We start from the raw sequence: 17,100 nt of genomic DNA on the forward strand, positions 1-17,100 counted from the left end.
TAAGTATTGACGATTTTTGCACTTTTAACGTCACTTAGGAAAAATGTTATTAATTCTATTCACAATGGGCGGACGCGTTCACTACATTGAATTGTAATAGTTTATTGGCGTAGAAATAGGTCCGAACGCGTATTTGGAAACCATCCAAATTATGTTATTCTGTTGAAGGACTTATTTTCGGACGGGAGGCATCCATGAAAAAGGCTTTTGGTGTTATTATTATTATTTTATGTCTACCCTTCCTTTGGTGGATTAGCACAAATATACGGACAGAATTGGGTACTGCTAAAGCACATGAAGAACAAATCGAAAATGCTATCCATTTACCAGCAGTACAAGCACAACTTCCTGTTATTCTTATTGACCGGAATGGACAAACATTTAGTGAAGAATATGTCGAATGGCGACAGCCACTAACAATACAAGAGATTCCACAAATTGCCCAGGAAATTTTTATCGTCAGTGAGGACGTAGATTTTTATGAGCATATTGGCTTTGACCTTAGTGCCATCACACGAGCCATAGTAGTCAATTCTAATTCAAAGTCAACTTCTCAGGGTGGTAGTACAATTACACAGCAACTTGTACGCATGCGCTATTTATCGGAAGAAAAAACGTATGAGCGAAAATTGACTGAGCTTTTTTATGCCTATGAGCTTGAAAAGGAATTTGACAAAGAAACCATTTTAACGATGTACTTAAATGAATCCTATTTTAGTAATCAGGTTTATGGTATAGGGGCAGCTGCAACATATTATTTTCAAAAACCACTCCAAGAATTATCAGTTGCCGAGATTGCTTTTATTTCAGCAATCCCAAACAATCCATCACTTTATAACCCTTTGAAAAACTTTCAACATACAAAAGAGAGACAGGAACGACTTCTAGATAACCTTGCAGCAAGCGGTGCTATTACCTTATCTGATGCCACTGCCTATAAAGCGGAAACAATTACTTTGAATGTTAAACATAAAATTCAAAACTATCCAATGTATAGCACATATGTCTTACAGGAACTACGTTGGCTTGTTGCAGAGAAGGAAGGCTATGCTGATCGTCTTACTAACACGCAAAATGAAGAAGAAAAGAAACAAATACAAGTCCAGTTAGATAATCGTCTCAAGACATTATTTCAAAGTGGTTTAACGATTCACACCGCATTGGATCCTCACAAACAAGCTCTTGATGAGGAACGCATGACAGCAATTTTAGGTACAGGACAATTGCAGGCAGCTGGTACAGTCATTGATAATGCTTCACGAGAAGTCGTCAGTATTTATGCTGGTAAAAACTACGAAAAATATGATTATCATCGTGCCTATCAAGGTGTACGCCAACCAGGATCTGCCTTTAAGCCATTAGCCGTATACGCGCCTTTTTTTGAAACAACAACCCACACACCCGATTCCATCGTCAATGGTGGACGTTATTGTGTTGGTTCATTTTGTCCAAAAAATTACGGTGGCTACTTATATGGAGATGTTCCAATTCGTACTGCATTCCGGCACAGCTACAATACCTCCGCTCTTCGTCTATATAATACAGTAGGTGTCGAGAAATCGTTTAGTTACCTAAATCGTTTCCACTTCCGTTCGATCGTTGCTGAGGATTATAACTATGCAGCTTCACTAGGAGGGCTAACTTATGGTGTTACTGCCTTAGAACTAGCAGATGCCTATACGAGCTTTATTGATGGCTCTTATGTTCTTGCTCATAGCATACGTAAAGTAACCGCAAATGATGGAACAGAGCTATATAGTTGGAACACAGAGCGCGATCAAATTTGGTCTCCAAAAACGGTAAAGTATATGCGTGCATTGTTAGCGGATGTTGTTGCAAATGGCACAGGGCAAGGGGTGTATAGCAATAGTGACTATATCGGCGCTAAAACAGGAACCACGAATGACTATCGTGACTACTGGCTTGCGGGCTTAAATAGTAAATACACAGCAGCTGTCTGGCTTGGCTACGACAAACCACAGTCCATGGAGAAGCTAGAAGCTTATAAAATTCATCATCAACTTTTTAATGTACTGCTAGATTAAATGTTGATACAATCGAAAAAAGTATGCTAGGAGGTCTCCTAGCATACTTTTTTGTCTTATAGAAACTGAGCAGCAAAAAGCATCTATCAAAACTATATATTTTTAATGGATACTTTTTTACTTAGCAAACGGTAAGCTGGCCAAGATACCGTTATACAATTTCAAAATCACATAAACTACTAGCGATATTAGTAATGTCCACATAAGAAGCTCAAATACTAGTAAGCCCATCGTTCCACCCATTGATATAAAATGACTCATTTTATAGATTAGGTATATAAAATAAACAAAGACAGTGAGGATAAATATACCTACTAAAGCATAAATCGATTGAATAGCAAATGCGGAACACATGGCGCCAATAAATAGGATGACGTAACCTCCTCGTGCTTGGCTCACCGTCGTGCCTTCACTATCTTTTGAGAAAAATAACATGCCGAGCTCATGAATTGTCTCTCCGATTAGTTTTAATGCAGAAAACATCATGAAAAAAATCATTGCAAAGACAATTAGTAATAAAATACGCAGCTCAAAATCTGATAAAAATTCACGCATGCCAGAATATACCCCAATGGACTGAAATATCCGCAGCGATTCCCCAACTGCATACATGCCAAATGTTAAACTAAATAATAAAATTGTAATTAATGGTAAATAACCATAGATATAAGGATTCCTCATAAAAAAATTTTTTCCTCTTTTTCAGTTGATAACTTCCTATTTATAATATAGCGAAAATTCTTCCGTTCTCGCAAGCTAAATCCCAATGGTGCATATGCATTACCTTTGAAAGTACGTTATAATTACTATACTTACTTGCATAAAGGAGGATTTTTTTGTTACAAGTACTTTATATTTTCATCCCTATGCTTGCTGCGATATTAGTACCATTCTTATATAAGAGCATAAAAAATATTCATACAGGCTGGTTCGTTCTTGCAGTACCTGCTACTCTCGTGATTATTTATGCCTCTTATATTGCAAAAGTTGCAAAGGGTGAAGTATTCCAAGCTGAACTTCCTTGGATTCCATCGCTTGATATTTCTGTCGTTTCTTATTTAGACGGACTTAGTTTGCTGTTCTCGCTACTAATCACTGGGATTGGTTCACTTGTTGTGCTTTATTCGATTTTCTACTTAGATAAACATAAAGAAAAACTACATAATTTTTATGTTTACTTATTACTATTTATGTCTGCCATGCTAGGAGTTGTGCAATCTGATCATATAATTACTTTGTACTTCTTCTGGGAATTAACGTCGATATCGTCTTTCCTACTAATAGGCTACTGGTACACTCGTGATGCTTCTCGTTTCGGTGCACTGAAGTCCATGATGATTACAGTTGGCGGCGGTTTAATGATGTTAGGGGGATTTATTCTTCTTTATTTAATGGGTGGAACATATTCAATTCGTGAACTCATTGTCATTGCACCAGATTTAGTGGGCCATCCATTGTTTACATGGTCGCTAGTATTATTGCTATTAGGTGCATTTACGAAATCTGCGCAATTCCCATTCTACATTTGGTTACCAGATGCAATGGAAGCGCCAACACCAGTAAGTGCATACCTTCACTCCGCAACGATGGTAAAAGCCGGTATATACTTAGTTGCTCGCTTCACACCAATTTTTGCCGTTTCAGAACTTTGGGTGTGGCTTGTAACAGGTGTAGGTTTATTAACGTTATTCTGGGGTTCTTTCTTTGCCTTGAAACAAACGGATTTAAAAGGGATACTTGCGTTCTCTACTGTCAGCCAGCTTGGACTGATTATGTCGTTACTGGGCGGAGGCTCAGTGGCGTTTCATGTGAATGGTGCAGCTGATTTAGTGTTTAAATTCGCAGCCTTCGCAGCCATTTTCCACCTGATTAACCACGCAACATTCAAAGGTAGCTTATTCATGATTGCTGGTATTATCGATCATGAAACTGGCACCCGCGATATACGGAAGCTCGGTGGGTTAATGAGCATTATGCCACTGAGTTTTACAGTTGCAGCAATTGGAAGCTTTTCGATGGCAGGCTTGCCACCATTCAATGGCTTCTTGAGTAAAGAAATGTTTTTATCAGCGATGCTAGCTCTTAATGAATTTGAATTGTTCGGCTTTGATACTTGGGGAGCTCTCTTCCCGATTGTAGCTTGGATTGCAAGTATTTTTACATTTATCTATAGTTTCTACTTTGTATTTAGAACATTCGCTGGACAATATAAACCAGAACAATACCCGCGTAAACCACATGAGGCACCAATTGGTATGTTGATTTCACCAATGATTTTAGCAGCATTCGTTGTCATTATATTCTTCATTCCTAATCTAATTGGTGACACTTTTATAAAACCGGCTGTTCAAGCTATTCAGCCATTTTTATATGATTCACCTAGTGCTATCGATATCCATGTCTCCGCTTGGCATGGCTTACAACCAGAATTGTTTATGACAATAGGTATTGTGATTATAGGCGTTTTATTGTTTGTAGCCTTACCGAAATGGCAGGGCCTATACAATTTATTCCCGCGTTCACTCACATTTAATAATGCCTATGACAAAATTATGCAAGGATTAGACGTTGGTTTATATCGTATTTCCCGTCTTTATATGACCGGCTCAATGCGCCACTACTTACTTTATATGTTTAGCGGTATTGTAGCGATTGTGCTTGGAACTTTATTTGTGAAAGATGCCTTTTCAATTTCCTTTGAAGGGTCTGCACCAATTCAATCATATCAAATTATTCTAATTATCGTCTTAGTTATTGGCACCGCTACAACGATATTAGCAAAATCACGCTTAACCGCAATAATCGGTCTCGGTTCAGTTGGCTATACAGTAGCGTTATTCTTCGTGATCTTTAATGCACCTGATTTAGCGTTAACTCAGCTTGTCATTGAAACGATTTCTGTCGCTTTATTCCTACTAGCTTTTTATCATCTTCCAAAGCTTGGGAAACGTGAAGAGCGTATGCGCTTTCAATTAAATCGTGCAATCATATCAATCGCAGTTGGTGTAATGGTAACGTTGATAGCATTATCAGCTCACTCGCAAAAGCTAATCCCGTCCATTTCAAAATATTACGAGGAAACAGTCTATTCCTTAGCAGGTGGAGGGAACATCGTCAACGTTATTTTAGTAGACTATCGTGGTTTCGATACGTTGTTTGAAATTACAGTATTAAGCATTGCAGGTATGGCTATTTTAGCTATGATTAAGCTTCGCATGAATAGAAAGGAGAAAGCACATGAAAACAAATGATGTGATTCTTCAATTCACAGCAAAAATTGTGTTCTTCATTATTTTCTTCTTTTCCATTCATATTTTTATGGCTGGGCATTATACACCTGGAGGCGGCTTTGTCGGTGGACTTTTAACATCCAGCGCCATTGTATTATTAGTACTTGCCTTTGATTTAAAAACAGTACGCACTGTTTTACCTTTTAATTATACGTACTTAACGGCAACTGGCTTATTATTAGCACTTTCAACAGCAGCGTTTCCAATGTTTCTTGGAGAGCCATTTTTCACTCACTTCTTTGATTATTTCGATTTACCGCTTCTTGGCAAACAGTCATTACACACGGCAATGCTCTTTGATGGCGGCGTTTACTTGGTTGTTGTCGGCGTTACGATGACCATTATTCAAACGATTGGGGAGGATGAATAATGGAAATAATTATGGCGTTTGTTATTGGCTTCTTGTTCATGGCAGCAGTTTATTTAATTTTATCTAAAAGTTTATTGCGCATTATTATAGGTACGGGGCTACTTAGTCATGGGGCCCATTTGCTTATTTTAACAATGGGTGGCCTTGGCGGAGAAGCACCCCCTGTTTTAACAGAAGGTGCAAAAACATTTGCTGATCCGTTACCACAAGCACTCATCTTAACAGCAATCGTTATTAGCTTCGGCGTAACGGCATTCTTCCTTGTGCTTGCATATCGTTCCTATCAGGAGCTCGAAACGGATGATATTAGTTTAATGAGAGGAAGTGATGAGGATGAGTAACTTCCTTCTGCTTCCGATCATCATCCCGTTCTTCTTCGGCATGATTTTAATGTTCGGTCAAAAAAATTTAAAATACCAACGTACATTTGCATTACTCGGTATTGGACTAGCTCTCGTATCAGCGATTGCACTTCTGATAAAAGTAAAAAATGATGGGATACAAAAAGTCACATTTGGTGATTGGCCTGTTCCTTACGGTATTACTATGGTGTCAGATATGGTATCAGCATTGCTGGTCACAACGACGCTTCTAATTACTCTTTTTGTCGTATGGTACGGCTTTGGCTCAATCACAAAAGAACGTGAACGCTTCTTCTACTATCCTGGTATTATGTTTATTTTAACTGGTGTAAATGGCGCCTTTACGACAGGTGATATTTTTAACTTATTCGTCTTCTTTGAAGTACTGTTGATGTCATCATACTTACTGATTGTATTGGGTGGCGAAAAGCAACAGCTTATGGGCTCCATCAAGTATATTTTAATTAATGTTATTTCATCAGCATTATTTGTGATTACCGTAGCCTTCCTATATTCCGTAGTTGGTACGTTGAATATGGCGGACATTGCGGTAAAAATCGGTGAAATTGACCAACCAGGCATTGTAACAGTAATTGCAGTATTGTTTTTAATGGTATTTGGCCTTAAAGCGGCGATTTTCCCGTTGTACTTCTGGCTCCCAACATCCTATGCTGCAGCACCTATTCCTGTATTAACTCTATTTGGTGCATTGCTAACGAAGGTTGGAATATACGCAATTATGCGTACCTATACGTTGTTTTTCATCTATGATTTATCGTATACACATGATTTACTAATGGCATTAGCAATTGCTACTATTATTGCAGGCTGTATTGGTGCACTTGCTTATTACGATGTTAAGCTCATTATTATTTACAACATTGTCATTGCCGTAGGTGTTATTTTATTCGGTGTATCTCAAATGAATGAAACTGCCCTGAAAGGCGCGATGTTTTATTTAATTCATGACATGCTGATAAAAGCGGCACTCTTTATGCTAATTGGCATTGTGATTTACATTACAGGGACATCCGACTTACGTAAAATGGGTGGTCTTATGAAGAAGTATCCGGCATTAGGCTGGTTCTATTTAATCGCAGCTTTCGGTTTAGCAGGGATACCTCCCCTGAGCGGTTTCATCGGGAAGTTATTAATCGTTCAGGGGGGCTTAGAGGCTAGTAGCATGTGGAGTAGTATTTTCATTTTAGCTTCCTCTCTACTTGTCCTGCTTTCAGTTATTCGGATTTTCCTATACGCTTTCTGGGGTGAGGAAAAGGAAACGAAGGGCACGGTTGATAAAAAAGTCTATACTACACTATTTGTGCCTACTGTGCTATTAGTGCTAATTACAGTAGCATACGGTGTTGGTACAGAATGGCTGACACCATTTATGGACGATGCTGCAAAATTATTAAATGATCCATCTATATATATAGATGCTGTAATGAAGGAGGATTAGAGCTATGGCATTTCAAATCATATTAAATTTTGCTCTTGCCTTCGTTTGGATGTTCCTATCCTCAAATTACACAGCAACTGGTTTTCTTGTGGGCTTTATACTCGGCATTATCCTACTAGTCATCATGCGCAGATTTTTTTCATCGCGACTATATGTTTTCCGAATATGGGCAATCATCAAGCTTACTATTCTCTTTCTAAAAGAATTAATATTAGCCAATATCCAAGTACTACAAGTTGTTTTAAGGCCAAAATTGGATATGCAACCCGCATTCTTTGCTTACCCTACGGTTTTACGCGAGGACTGGGAAATTACTCTATTATCAAGTCTTATTACATTAACGCCTGGGACGGTAGTGGTACATGTATCGGATGATGCAAAAACATTGTATGTCCATGCAATTGATATTAGTGATGTCGATGATGCCATTGCTTCCATTCGAGATTCATTTGAAAAAGCCATTTTGGAGGTGAGTAAATCATGATGACGTTTATCATGGCCTCAATTGTAGTGATTTGCTTATCAATGATTGCAGTGATTTATCGTATGGTGAAGGGACCCTCTGCATCTGACCGTGTTGTAGCACTGGATTCACTTGGTGTCTCACTAATTTCGTTAATCGGATTGTTTTCCATATTGGTTGAAACAAGCTTCTTCTTGGAGATTGTGTTATTGTTAGCGATTTTATCGTTCATCGGTACTGTTGCTTTCTCTAAATTTATAGAGAAAGGAGATATCATTAAACGTGACAATTCTCGCTAATAGTTTAGTTATCTTTTTCATTTCTGTTGGGGTACTATTTATTGTTGTGACGGCCATTGGACTAATTCGTCTACCTGATTTGTACACACGCGCCCATGCCGCTTCTAAAAGTGCAACACTTGGTGTCATGTGTGTGCTGATTGGCGTCTTCTTTCACTTTTGGCTTATTGAAGATCACTTTAATCCCCGTATTTTATTAGGCATTTTATTCCTATTCATCACTGGTCCAGTTGGTGGACATATTATGACCCGTTCCTCCTATATTGCAGGTGTTAAGCCTTGGAAAGGAACAGTACGTGATGACCTTGCCTCTGAAATCGACAACATGAAAAAGGAGCAAGGAATTAAATAAACCAGTAACATTTATATATTTCAACAAAAAAACGACAATCGTTGTAATGCAACGGATTGTCGTTTTTTTGTTTCTAGATATAGCCTTTGTCTGTTAAAATGGCAGTTAACTGTTCTACACATTGCTCGATAGAATGTTGCTCGGTATCTAACATCACTTCTGGATAATTTGGTTCTTCATACGGTGCACTAATACCTGTAAAGTTTGGAATTTCCGCATTGCGTGCTTTTTTATAAAGACCTTTCGGATCACGTTTTTCACATGTCTCCACTGAGCATTTTACATAGACCTCTAAAAATTCTCCCTCTCCCATTAAATCACGAACAATTTGTCGATCTGCTCGGTATGGTGATATAAAGGCCGTGAGCACAATTTGACCGCTCTCTACAAAGAGTTTAGAGACTTCCCCGATACGTCGAATATTTTCTTTGCGATCTGCTTCTCCAAAGCCTAAATCATTATTTAAGCCATGACGCACATTATCACCATCTAATACGAAAGCTTGATTGCCTCTTTCAAACAAGGTGCGTGCAAAAGCATTCGCGACGGATGATTTTCCTGAAGCAGATAAACCTGTAAACCATAAAATAAAGCTTTGGTGTTTGTTTTGTTGACGACGCTCCTGCTTTGAAATTGAAGACTTATGCCAAACGATATTTGAAGTCAATTGAGTACCTCCTTACGCATTCCTCTAATCAGCACCTCAACAACCTCTGCTCGACTAAATGTACTTGGGGGTACCTCGCCATTTCGTAACATTTCACGTACCTTTGTGCCCGATAGAATCACATGTGAGGTGCTGTCATGTGGACAAGTTTTCGTTGTTGCCATGCCCTCACACTTACTACAATAAAAACTGTGTTCGAACTTTAATGGGACAATTCCTAGTTCAGATTCTGTGAATTGTTCAAAGATTTTTTGTGCATCATAGGTGCCATAGTAATCACCAACCCCTGCATGGTCACGTCCAACAATAAAATGCGTGCAGCCGTAGTTTTTACGCACCAATGCATGAAAAATAGCTTCCTTTGGTCCTGCATAGCGCATTGCCGCTGGGAATACTCCGAGTTGTACACGGTGCTCTGGGTAATAATTTTTTAGTAAAACCTCATAACTTTCCATACGAATGGCTGCAGATACATCATCTGATTTTGTTTCACCTACTAATGGATTTAAAAACAAACCATCGATTGTTTCCAACGCCGCCTTTTGAATATACTCATGTGCCCGATGGACAGGATTTCGTGTTTGAAAGCCGACAATGGTATGCCAGTTCTTCTTTGCAAATAGCTGACGTGTTTCAAGCGGATCGAATGAATAAGCTGGGAATTTTTTCTCAAGTCGCTTTGTAAGTGTGACTTTACCACCAATATAAATATTTGGACGATCATGCAATTTTTTAACACCTGGATGCGCTAAATCCTTTGTACCATAAACAAGTAACGCCTCTTTGTGCTTATCTGGCTCATAAATATCAGCTATAACAATGACACCATAAGCCTCACCAGCATGTACTAACTTCACCTCATCCCCCACTTGCAGGCTTGCAGAAGTTTCTTTCGAAACAGGTAGTGTAATAGGAATACTCCAAACAATACCAGAAGCTAGGCGAGTATTTTCTACAACAGATTCATAATCTTCCTTTGTTAAAAAACCATCAATTGGACTATAACCACCAATTGCAATAAGCTCTAAATCACTCAATGCCATCACATCGATTTCAATTTCCTTCTTAATATGTGTAATTGTCTTTTGCGGATTATAGGCTTGCACTAATGTACCGCCATGTGGTTGTAAGCTCATACGAATTTCCTCCTAGACTAATTAAAATACTTTGTTTTATATTAAATACCTTCACCTGCATCATATATTGCCCGTTCCTCTTCACGCACTGTACGTACTAAACTAATCGCACCAAGCGTTCCGACAATTATACTTCCCATTAAGACAATGGCATATAAATCTTTCTCCATAAGAAGTTGGACAAGGCCATAAGAAATTGCCAATGAAAAGATAGGTGACACAATCCAAATACGAATAATTTTTTTTACAATATGCTTATGGAAAATTTGCTTTCCGTTTTTAGCCATTCCCATTCCAATAATAGAGGAGGATGTAACTTGTGTTAACGGAACTGGCAGCCCAAATACAGAGCTTATGCCTACTAGCACTGCACCTGTAGTTGAAATAAGAATGCCCTCTGCCTTTTCAAAACGCACAATTTTTTTTCCGTTTGTTTCTAGTACCCGCTTGCCAAGAAGCATTGCGCCGAGCGCTACAAATGCCCCGCCAAGCCAAATTCCATTTGTCACAGTCATCATACCAGCACCAACCAGTGGGCCAACTGCATTGGCAACATTATTCATTCCTGCTGAGAAGGCTTCAAAAAATCCCGCAAACACTAACAAAACTGTTAGTATTGGTCGGTTTTTTAAATACCCTCTGTTTTTTAATTTATACAGCAATTTTCCAAATAACAGTGCCACAATAAATGCGATGATAGGCACAAGCACCCAAAAGGCCACGATGATTAGTAATGACTTAACGTAAAGCACTTTGTAGGCAATCCCTACTCCTACAACAGCACCCACTGTTACTTCACTGGTTGATAACGGAATGCCTAACAGATTGGCAAGGAATAAAGAACTCGTTGCAGAGATTAAAATAATAATGACAATCTTTACGGTAATATATTCCTGCGGCATAATGCCTGCGCTTATCGTCTTGACAACTTCACCACCGCCAAGCACTGCACCAGCAAAAACACCTACTGCACAAATCAACAGCGCTTGCCAAGCTTTTGTTATCGCACCTGCTCCGTAAGCAACCCCCATCGACGCAGCAGCACCACTTGCGCCTATATTCATAGCAAAAAATAAACTAATGGCAATGGCAATGTATTCTAGCATGGCAACACTCCCTTATTCGTGTAACCCACACTCAGTTTTGTCAGATCCTTGCCACCTGCCTGAACGCAAATCATCCATATTAAACGCTGGTTGTGTACAGTGCTCACAGCCAATGCTTGGATAACCTTTATCATGCAATGGATTATACGGCAAATTATGTTTGGAAACGTAACGCCATACATCCTTCCAGGTCCAATGAATAAGTGGGCAAATTTTAATGGACTTAAATTTGTCATCGCGATTAATAAAGTTTGTATTCATTCGTGTTGGGGATTGCTCACGACGTAGTCCTGATATCCATGCCTTTGCACCTGATAGCGCCTCATTTAAAGGTAACATTTTGCGAATTTCACAACATTTATTTGGATTTATTTTCCATAATTCGTGACCAAATTGGTTTGCTTGTTCTTCAAGTGTAAGTGCTGATTTTTTTAAAATGATATTAAGCTGTGGATATTTTTTCTTTACCCGATCAATCGTTTCATATGTTTCCTTGAAATGAACATCTGTGTCTAAAAAGACAATGGTTGCGGTTGGCTTCACTTTAGAGATAAGGTCAATTAAAACAATCCCCTCAATTCCAAAACTACAGGCATAGACAATTTCTTCACCATATTCTCCATAACTCCAGCGTAAAACCTCAAGCGCAGCCTTATATGTCTCATCCTGTTCAAAGACGATTGTTGGCTCTTGCCAAGTTTCATACGTTAACATGTAATCCCCCTCATAAAAATCAATTACGTCTCTGCGTAATCGTACTTGTCGCCTTGTTTTCACTCCTCTTCATGCAACGAAAAAAATTTACAATTTTCGGATTTCGCATTAGCCTATACGATGCATAAAATTTCGGCATTTCCACAACGACGACTTATTGAGCCAAAGAATTGCTAATATAGTTAGCGCTTGGACGCCCCGCTAAATCAACATAAAAAGGCGTTCTAACAATAGGCACAAAAATACTACATGCCTACGTTAAAACGCCTCTAGTTTGACTAGCCAGCTCTTATTGGTAATTGTGTACTGGTCATTCACACCCCATACAACTATCACACTTATTATATTTTAATATAAACTATATTTCACCTAGTAGTCAACTAGGTTTTTTGAAAAAAATAAACTTATTTTCAATTACATCCTAATCTTTCTCGCTCTTCTCTTATACATTATATGTCACGAATCATGTTTACGAACTATTTTATTCATAATAGCTGTCTTTTGCTACATACACCTTCACGCTTTATTAACCTATATGCCTAAAAAAGCCGAAATTCATAATGTATCATACAATTATGAAAGATAAAGCCATGCGTCTTGATACTATTGAAGAAACAACAGTTGAACAATGAATAGGCCGAGCACTATTCAATACACCAGCAATTAGCACACTTTTCTAAATTATCTTTTTTATTTCAATTCCTTGTTGACTAATAGGAAATATATGTTTAATGTAGAACTATGATTGCAAACAAATAAATAAAAAGCTGATCAGAGAATCTGAAGGCCATCTATCCAAAGACTTACAACTGTAAGTCTTTGGATAGATGGTCTTTTGCGTTTTTTGACAAAAAGGGAGAGGTTTTTTATGAAGAAAAGAAAACATATTTTTCAATCGTTGGCACTATTAGGTGCATTAACACTGACCTTAACAGGATGCAACACGAGTTCTTCCAACGAAGATGCAAGCACTGGGGAAACAAAAAAATCTGTTGAACTATTAAATGTTTCTTATGATCCAACTCGTGAACTTTATCAAGAATTTAACAATGATTTTATCGCTAAATGGAAAACCGAAACAGGTCAGGATGTTACCATACAACAATCGCATGGCGGCTCTGGCAAACAGGGGCGTGCAGTCATTGACGGTCTCGAAGCTGATGTAGTAACGCTAGCTCTTGCCTATGATATTGATGAAATCGCTCAAACGCGTGAATTGTTAAACAAAGATTGGCAATCAGAATTTGAAAGTAACTCTACACCGTATACTTCGACAATTGTCTTTTTAGTACGCAAAGGGAATCCAAAGGCGATACAAGATTGGAATGACCTCACAAAAGACGATGTCTCCGTAATAACACCCAATCCTAAAACATCAGGTGGTGCTCGTTGGAATTACTTAGCTGCTTGGGCATATGCAGCAAAGCTGTATAACAAGGATGAAGCGAAGATAAAAGAATTTATGACGGCATTGTATAGCAATGTAGAGGTCCTAGATTCCGGCGCACGTGGCTCAACAACTACATTTGTTGAACGTGAAATTGGCGATGTTTTAATCGCTTGGGAGAACGAAGCCTATTTATCATTGAATGAATTAGGTAAGGATGAATTTGACATTATTACACCCTCTTTAAGTATTTTAGCAGAACCCCCTGTTGCGATTGTCGATAAAATTGTAAATAAAAAAGGTACGCGTGAAGTGGCCGAGGCTTATTTAAAACATTTATATAGTGATATTGGGCAAGAAATTGCAGCTAAAAATTACTATCGTCCACGTAATGCTGACATACTTGCCAAATATCAAGATCAATTCCCTACTCTTGAACTCATTTCGATTGAAGACTTTGGTGGTTGGGAAAAGGCACAATCCACACATTTTAAAGACGGTGGAACATTTGATGAAATTTACGTTCCACAGTAAGGAGGCATTTCATGAATAGCCTAACATTAAAAAAGAAGCCAGCACGTATAATTCCCGGCTTCCATCTTTCGCTGGGTTACACAATGTTGTATGTTAGTTTGCTTGTACTGCTGCCGTTAGCAATGATTTTTATTCATACGATGACCTTAAGTTGGTCAGAGTTTACCAGTATCGTAAGCAACCCACGTGCCGTTGCCTCCTATAAACTTAGCTTCGGCACAGCGCTTGCTGCTGGCTTGCTCAATGTACTATTCGGCACCATTATCGCTTGGGTACTTGTGCGCTATCATTTTCCGTTCAAACGTATTATTGACGGACTAGTAGATTTACCATTCGCCTTACCTACCGCAGTTGCAGGGATTGCTTTAACCTCTTTATATGCTCCAAATGGTTGGATTGGGCGGATTTTTGATTTTAAAATTGCCTTTACGCCACTTGGTATTATAATTGCCCTGACATTTATCGGATTACCATTCGTTGTACGAACTGTGCAACCAGTTTTGCAAAATATTAGTGCTGAAATTGAAGAAGCATCTGCAAGTCTCGGCGCCACACGTCTTCAAACATTTATTAAAATTATTTTCCCAGAACTTTTACCTGCAATATTAACAGGCTTTTCGTTAGCCTTTGCACGTGCTTTAGGGGAATATGGATCGGTTGTGTTTATCGCCGGAAATATGCCAATGAAAACCGAAATTACACCATTAATCATTATGACGAAGCTTGAACAATATGATTATGCAGGTGCTACTGCTATTGCAGTCGTGATGCTTGTCACTTCCTTCGTCCTATTATTCACCATTAATCTGATACAATGGCTGGCAAATCGTCGCTTTGTACATTAGGAGGGTTTTTCAATGGAACAATCTACCTCAAATGAGCAGGCCACTTCTCCCAAAAATGCGGTCGCTTCGACGTCTGCTGCCTTACAAGAACCACGTTTTATACGCTACAGTTTGACATTTATTGCATTAGCCTTTTTAGCTTTTTTTATCGTGTTGCCGCTCGTGTCAATTTTTATTACTGCCTTTCAAAAAGGAGCGGCCGTGTATTTCGCGGCCATAACGCATGCAGATGCTTTATCCGCCATCAAACTGACTTTAATCGTTGTCGCTATAGCGGTTCCCTTAAATGCGATTTTTGGTGTAATGGCTGCTTGGGCACTGACAAAATTCAATTTTAAAGGGAAAAATCTTCTGCTGACACTTGTTGATTTACCGTTCGCAGTGTCCCCTGTTATTGCAGGCCTCGTCTTTATTTTATTGTTTGGAGCACAAGGTTTGTTCGGTGATTGGCTTTTTGCTAATGACATCAAAATTGTTTTCGCATTGCCCGGTATTGTGCTGGCTACAATTTTTGTAACTTTACCCTTTGTTGCTAGAGAGCTCATTCCACTCATGCAGGCACAGGGAACATCCGAAGAGGAAGCGTCTATCTCACTCGGTGCAAATGGCTTTAAAACATTTTGGTATGTCACACTACCAAATATTAAATGGGGATTATTTTATGGCCTGATATTATGTAACGCACGTGCCATTGGAGAATTCGGCGCTGTTTCCGTTGTCTCTGGCCATATTCGTGGCATGACGAATACGATGCCGCTCCATATCGAAATTTTATACAATGAATATCAATTCTCGGCAGCTTTTGCCGTTGCTTCGCTCATGAGTGTGATTGCAATTTTAACACTCATTATCAAGGATATCGTCGCTTGGAAATCAAAATCAGTTTAATGGGGGAATTACCTGCATGAGCATTCAAATTCAAAATGTTTCTAAAAGATTCGGTTCTTTTCAAGCTTTAAAGGATGTATCCATCGATATTCAATCGGGAGAGCTAATCGCATTACTTGGCCCTTCTGGCTCTGGTAAAACTTCGCTACTGCGAGTTATAGCAGGGCTTGAAGCCTCTGATGGTGGCGACATTTTGTTTGACGGTCAAACCATTACAAATCGCCATCCAAAGGAGCGTAATGTTGGATTTGTGTTCCAACATTACGCACTATTTCGCCATATGACAGTGTTTAATAATGTTGCTTATGGACTTAAGGTACGTCCTCGGAAAACAAGGCCTTCGAAGGAAAAGATAAAGGATAAAGTAATGGAACTACTGCAACTTGTAAAGCTTGAAAATTTTGCAGAGCGTTATCCAACACAGCTGTCTGGTGGACAACGTCAGCGTGTAGCACTTGCCAGAGCCCTTGCAGTCGAGCCCAAGGTATTGCTATTAGATGAGCCATTCGGCGCACTCGATGCCAAGGTGCGTAAAGAGCTACGGCGATGGTTGCGAAAGCTTCATGATGAGTTCCACATTACAAGTATTTTTGTGACACATGACCAAGAAGAAGCGCTTGATGTGGCTGATCGCATCGTCGTGATGAATAATGGCCAAATCGAGCAAATCGGTAGTCCAGATGAAGTATACACACATCCAAAGAGTCCATTCGTCTATGATTTTTTAGGGAATGTCAATCTTTTTAAGGGACGTTTACATAACGGTCACTTGACACATGGCGAATTTACTATTGCTGTCCCTGACTCATATGCTCATACGCAAGAGGATGCAGTTGGATACGTCCGTCCACACAATATTCAAATTGAAAAAACAGCTGTATCGGGGACTGTTCCTGCCAAAGTAAGCCATATTCATTTACTGGGGCCAATCGTGCAGATTGAGTTACGGCGTAAGGATGTGGATGAATATTTAGAGGCGGAACTTTCAAAAGAACAATACCATACACTTCAGCTCAAGGTTGGTGATGAAGTATTTGTAAAACCAAAGGAATTAAAAGTATTTATCCCAGAGGATTTCTCGATTTAATAAATAAGGGGCTACCTAAATCCAAATTTACTATTTTTCATAGGGGAAAGTTCCTTTTCATTTATTACGGGGAATGAACGAAGCTGTATCGGTGTG

17 protein-coding genes are annotated in these 17,100 nt (G+C 39.0%); 12 read left to right on the forward strand and 5 right to left on the reverse strand.

Annotation, left to right across the window (positions count from 1 at the left end):
* Window positions 1–194 precede the first annotated feature (194 nt).
* Window positions 195–2,045 (forward strand): transglycosylase domain-containing protein, encoded by a 1,851-nt coding sequence (locus C9J31_RS18450; RefSeq protein ID WP_107951224.1) that lies wholly within the window; start codon window positions 195–197, stop codon window positions 2,043–2,045.
* Window positions 2,046–2,162: 117 nt separating this feature from the next.
* Here C9J31_RS18450 and C9J31_RS18455 read toward each other — a convergent pair whose 3' ends face one another.
* Window positions 2,163–2,726, reverse strand: a complete 564-nt coding sequence (locus C9J31_RS18455) for a DUF5366 family protein (protein WP_107951225.1) — start codon at window positions 2,724–2,726, stop codon at window positions 2,163–2,165.
* Window positions 2,727–2,881: 155 nt separating this feature from the next.
* On the opposite strand from C9J31_RS18455, the gene C9J31_RS18460 reads away from it, so the two are divergent.
* The 7 genes from C9J31_RS18460 to mnhG are packed head-to-tail and all read left to right on the forward strand — an operon-like array spanning window position 2,882 to window position 8,640.
* A complete protein-coding gene (locus tag C9J31_RS18460; RefSeq protein ID WP_107951226.1) occupies window positions 2,882–5,296 on the forward strand; it encodes a Na+/H+ antiporter subunit A in 2,415 nt (804 codons plus the stop codon).
* Window positions 5,283–5,705, forward strand: coding sequence for a Na(+)/H(+) antiporter subunit B (locus C9J31_RS18465; RefSeq protein WP_054767617.1), 423 nt, complete (start codon window positions 5,283–5,285; stop codon window positions 5,703–5,705). The genes C9J31_RS18460 and C9J31_RS18465 overlap by 14 nt, the downstream gene beginning before the upstream one ends.
* On the forward strand, window positions 5,705–6,046 hold the full coding sequence (locus C9J31_RS18470) for a Na(+)/H(+) antiporter subunit C (RefSeq protein ID WP_010857512.1): 342 nt from the start codon (window positions 5,705–5,707) through the stop codon (window positions 6,044–6,046). Before C9J31_RS18465 ends, C9J31_RS18470 begins: the two co-directional genes overlap by 1 nt.
* Window positions 6,039–7,526, forward strand: a complete 1,488-nt coding sequence (locus C9J31_RS18475; protein WP_107951227.1) for a Na+/H+ antiporter subunit D — start codon at window positions 6,039–6,041, stop codon at window positions 7,524–7,526. The genes C9J31_RS18470 and C9J31_RS18475 overlap by 8 nt, the downstream gene beginning before the upstream one ends.
* 4 nt (window positions 7,527–7,530) lie before the next feature.
* Window positions 7,531–8,010, forward strand: a complete 480-nt coding sequence (locus tag C9J31_RS18480; RefSeq protein WP_107924120.1) for a Na+/H+ antiporter subunit E — start codon at window positions 7,531–7,533, stop codon at window positions 8,008–8,010.
* Window positions 8,007–8,288, forward strand: coding sequence for a Na(+)/H(+) antiporter subunit F1 (locus tag C9J31_RS18485; protein ID WP_054767616.1), 282 nt, complete (start codon window positions 8,007–8,009; stop codon window positions 8,286–8,288). Before C9J31_RS18480 ends, C9J31_RS18485 begins: the two co-directional genes overlap by 4 nt.
* Complete coding sequence (mnhG, locus tag C9J31_RS18490; protein WP_054767615.1) at window positions 8,272–8,640, forward strand: monovalent cation/H(+) antiporter subunit G; 369 nt, start codon at window positions 8,272–8,274, stop codon at window positions 8,638–8,640. The genes C9J31_RS18485 and mnhG overlap by 17 nt, the downstream gene beginning before the upstream one ends.
* Window positions 8,641–8,713: 73 nt before the next feature.
* Here mnhG and cysC read toward each other — a convergent pair whose 3' ends face one another.
* From cysC to C9J31_RS18510, 4 genes are read right to left on the reverse strand one after another with little or no spacing between them, the layout of a single operon-like run.
* Window positions 8,714–9,307 (reverse strand): adenylyl-sulfate kinase, encoded by a 594-nt coding sequence (gene cysC, locus C9J31_RS18495; protein WP_107951228.1) that lies wholly within the window; start codon window positions 9,305–9,307, stop codon window positions 8,714–8,716.
* On the reverse strand, window positions 9,304–10,443 hold the full coding sequence (sat, locus tag C9J31_RS18500) for a sulfate adenylyltransferase (RefSeq protein WP_107951229.1): 1,140 nt from the start codon (window positions 10,441–10,443) through the stop codon (window positions 9,304–9,306). The genes cysC and sat overlap by 4 nt, the downstream gene beginning before the upstream one ends.
* 41 nt (window positions 10,444–10,484) lie before the next feature.
* Entirely contained in the window at window positions 10,485–11,549 is a 1,065-nt protein-coding gene (locus C9J31_RS18505; protein WP_107951230.1) for a sulfate permease, read from the reverse strand.
* Window positions 11,550–11,561: 12 nt separating this feature from the next.
* Window positions 11,562–12,263 (reverse strand): phosphoadenylyl-sulfate reductase, encoded by a 702-nt coding sequence (locus tag C9J31_RS18510; protein WP_107951231.1) that lies wholly within the window; start codon window positions 12,261–12,263, stop codon window positions 11,562–11,564.
* A gap of 868 nt (window positions 12,264–13,131) precedes the next feature.
* On the opposite strand from C9J31_RS18510, the gene C9J31_RS18515 reads away from it, so the two are divergent.
* The 4 genes from C9J31_RS18515 to C9J31_RS18530 are packed head-to-tail and all read left to right on the forward strand — an operon-like array spanning window position 13,132 to window position 17,004.
* Window positions 13,132–14,184: a sulfate ABC transporter substrate-binding protein gene (locus tag C9J31_RS18515; protein WP_107951232.1), complete on the forward strand. Its 1,053-nt coding sequence runs from the start codon at window positions 13,132–13,134 to the stop codon at window positions 14,182–14,184.
* Between the two features lie 11 nt (window positions 14,185–14,195).
* Window positions 14,196–15,029 (forward strand): sulfate ABC transporter permease subunit CysT, encoded by an 834-nt coding sequence (gene cysT / locus C9J31_RS18520; RefSeq protein WP_107951233.1) that lies wholly within the window; start codon window positions 14,196–14,198, stop codon window positions 15,027–15,029.
* A 12-nt stretch (window positions 15,030–15,041) separates the two neighbouring features.
* Window positions 15,042–15,917, forward strand: a complete 876-nt coding sequence (gene cysW / locus C9J31_RS18525) for a sulfate ABC transporter permease subunit CysW (protein WP_107951234.1) — start codon at window positions 15,042–15,044, stop codon at window positions 15,915–15,917.
* Between the two features lie 16 nt (window positions 15,918–15,933).
* Window positions 15,934–17,004 (forward strand): sulfate/molybdate ABC transporter ATP-binding protein, encoded by a 1,071-nt coding sequence (locus C9J31_RS18530; RefSeq protein ID WP_107924128.1) that lies wholly within the window; start codon window positions 15,934–15,936, stop codon window positions 17,002–17,004.
* Window positions 17,005–17,100 lie beyond the last annotated feature (96 nt).

This window comes from Lysinibacillus parviboronicapiens (genome assembly GCF_003049605.2).
GTDB lineage: Bacteria > Bacillota > Bacilli > Bacillales_A > Planococcaceae > Lysinibacillus > Lysinibacillus parviboronicapiens.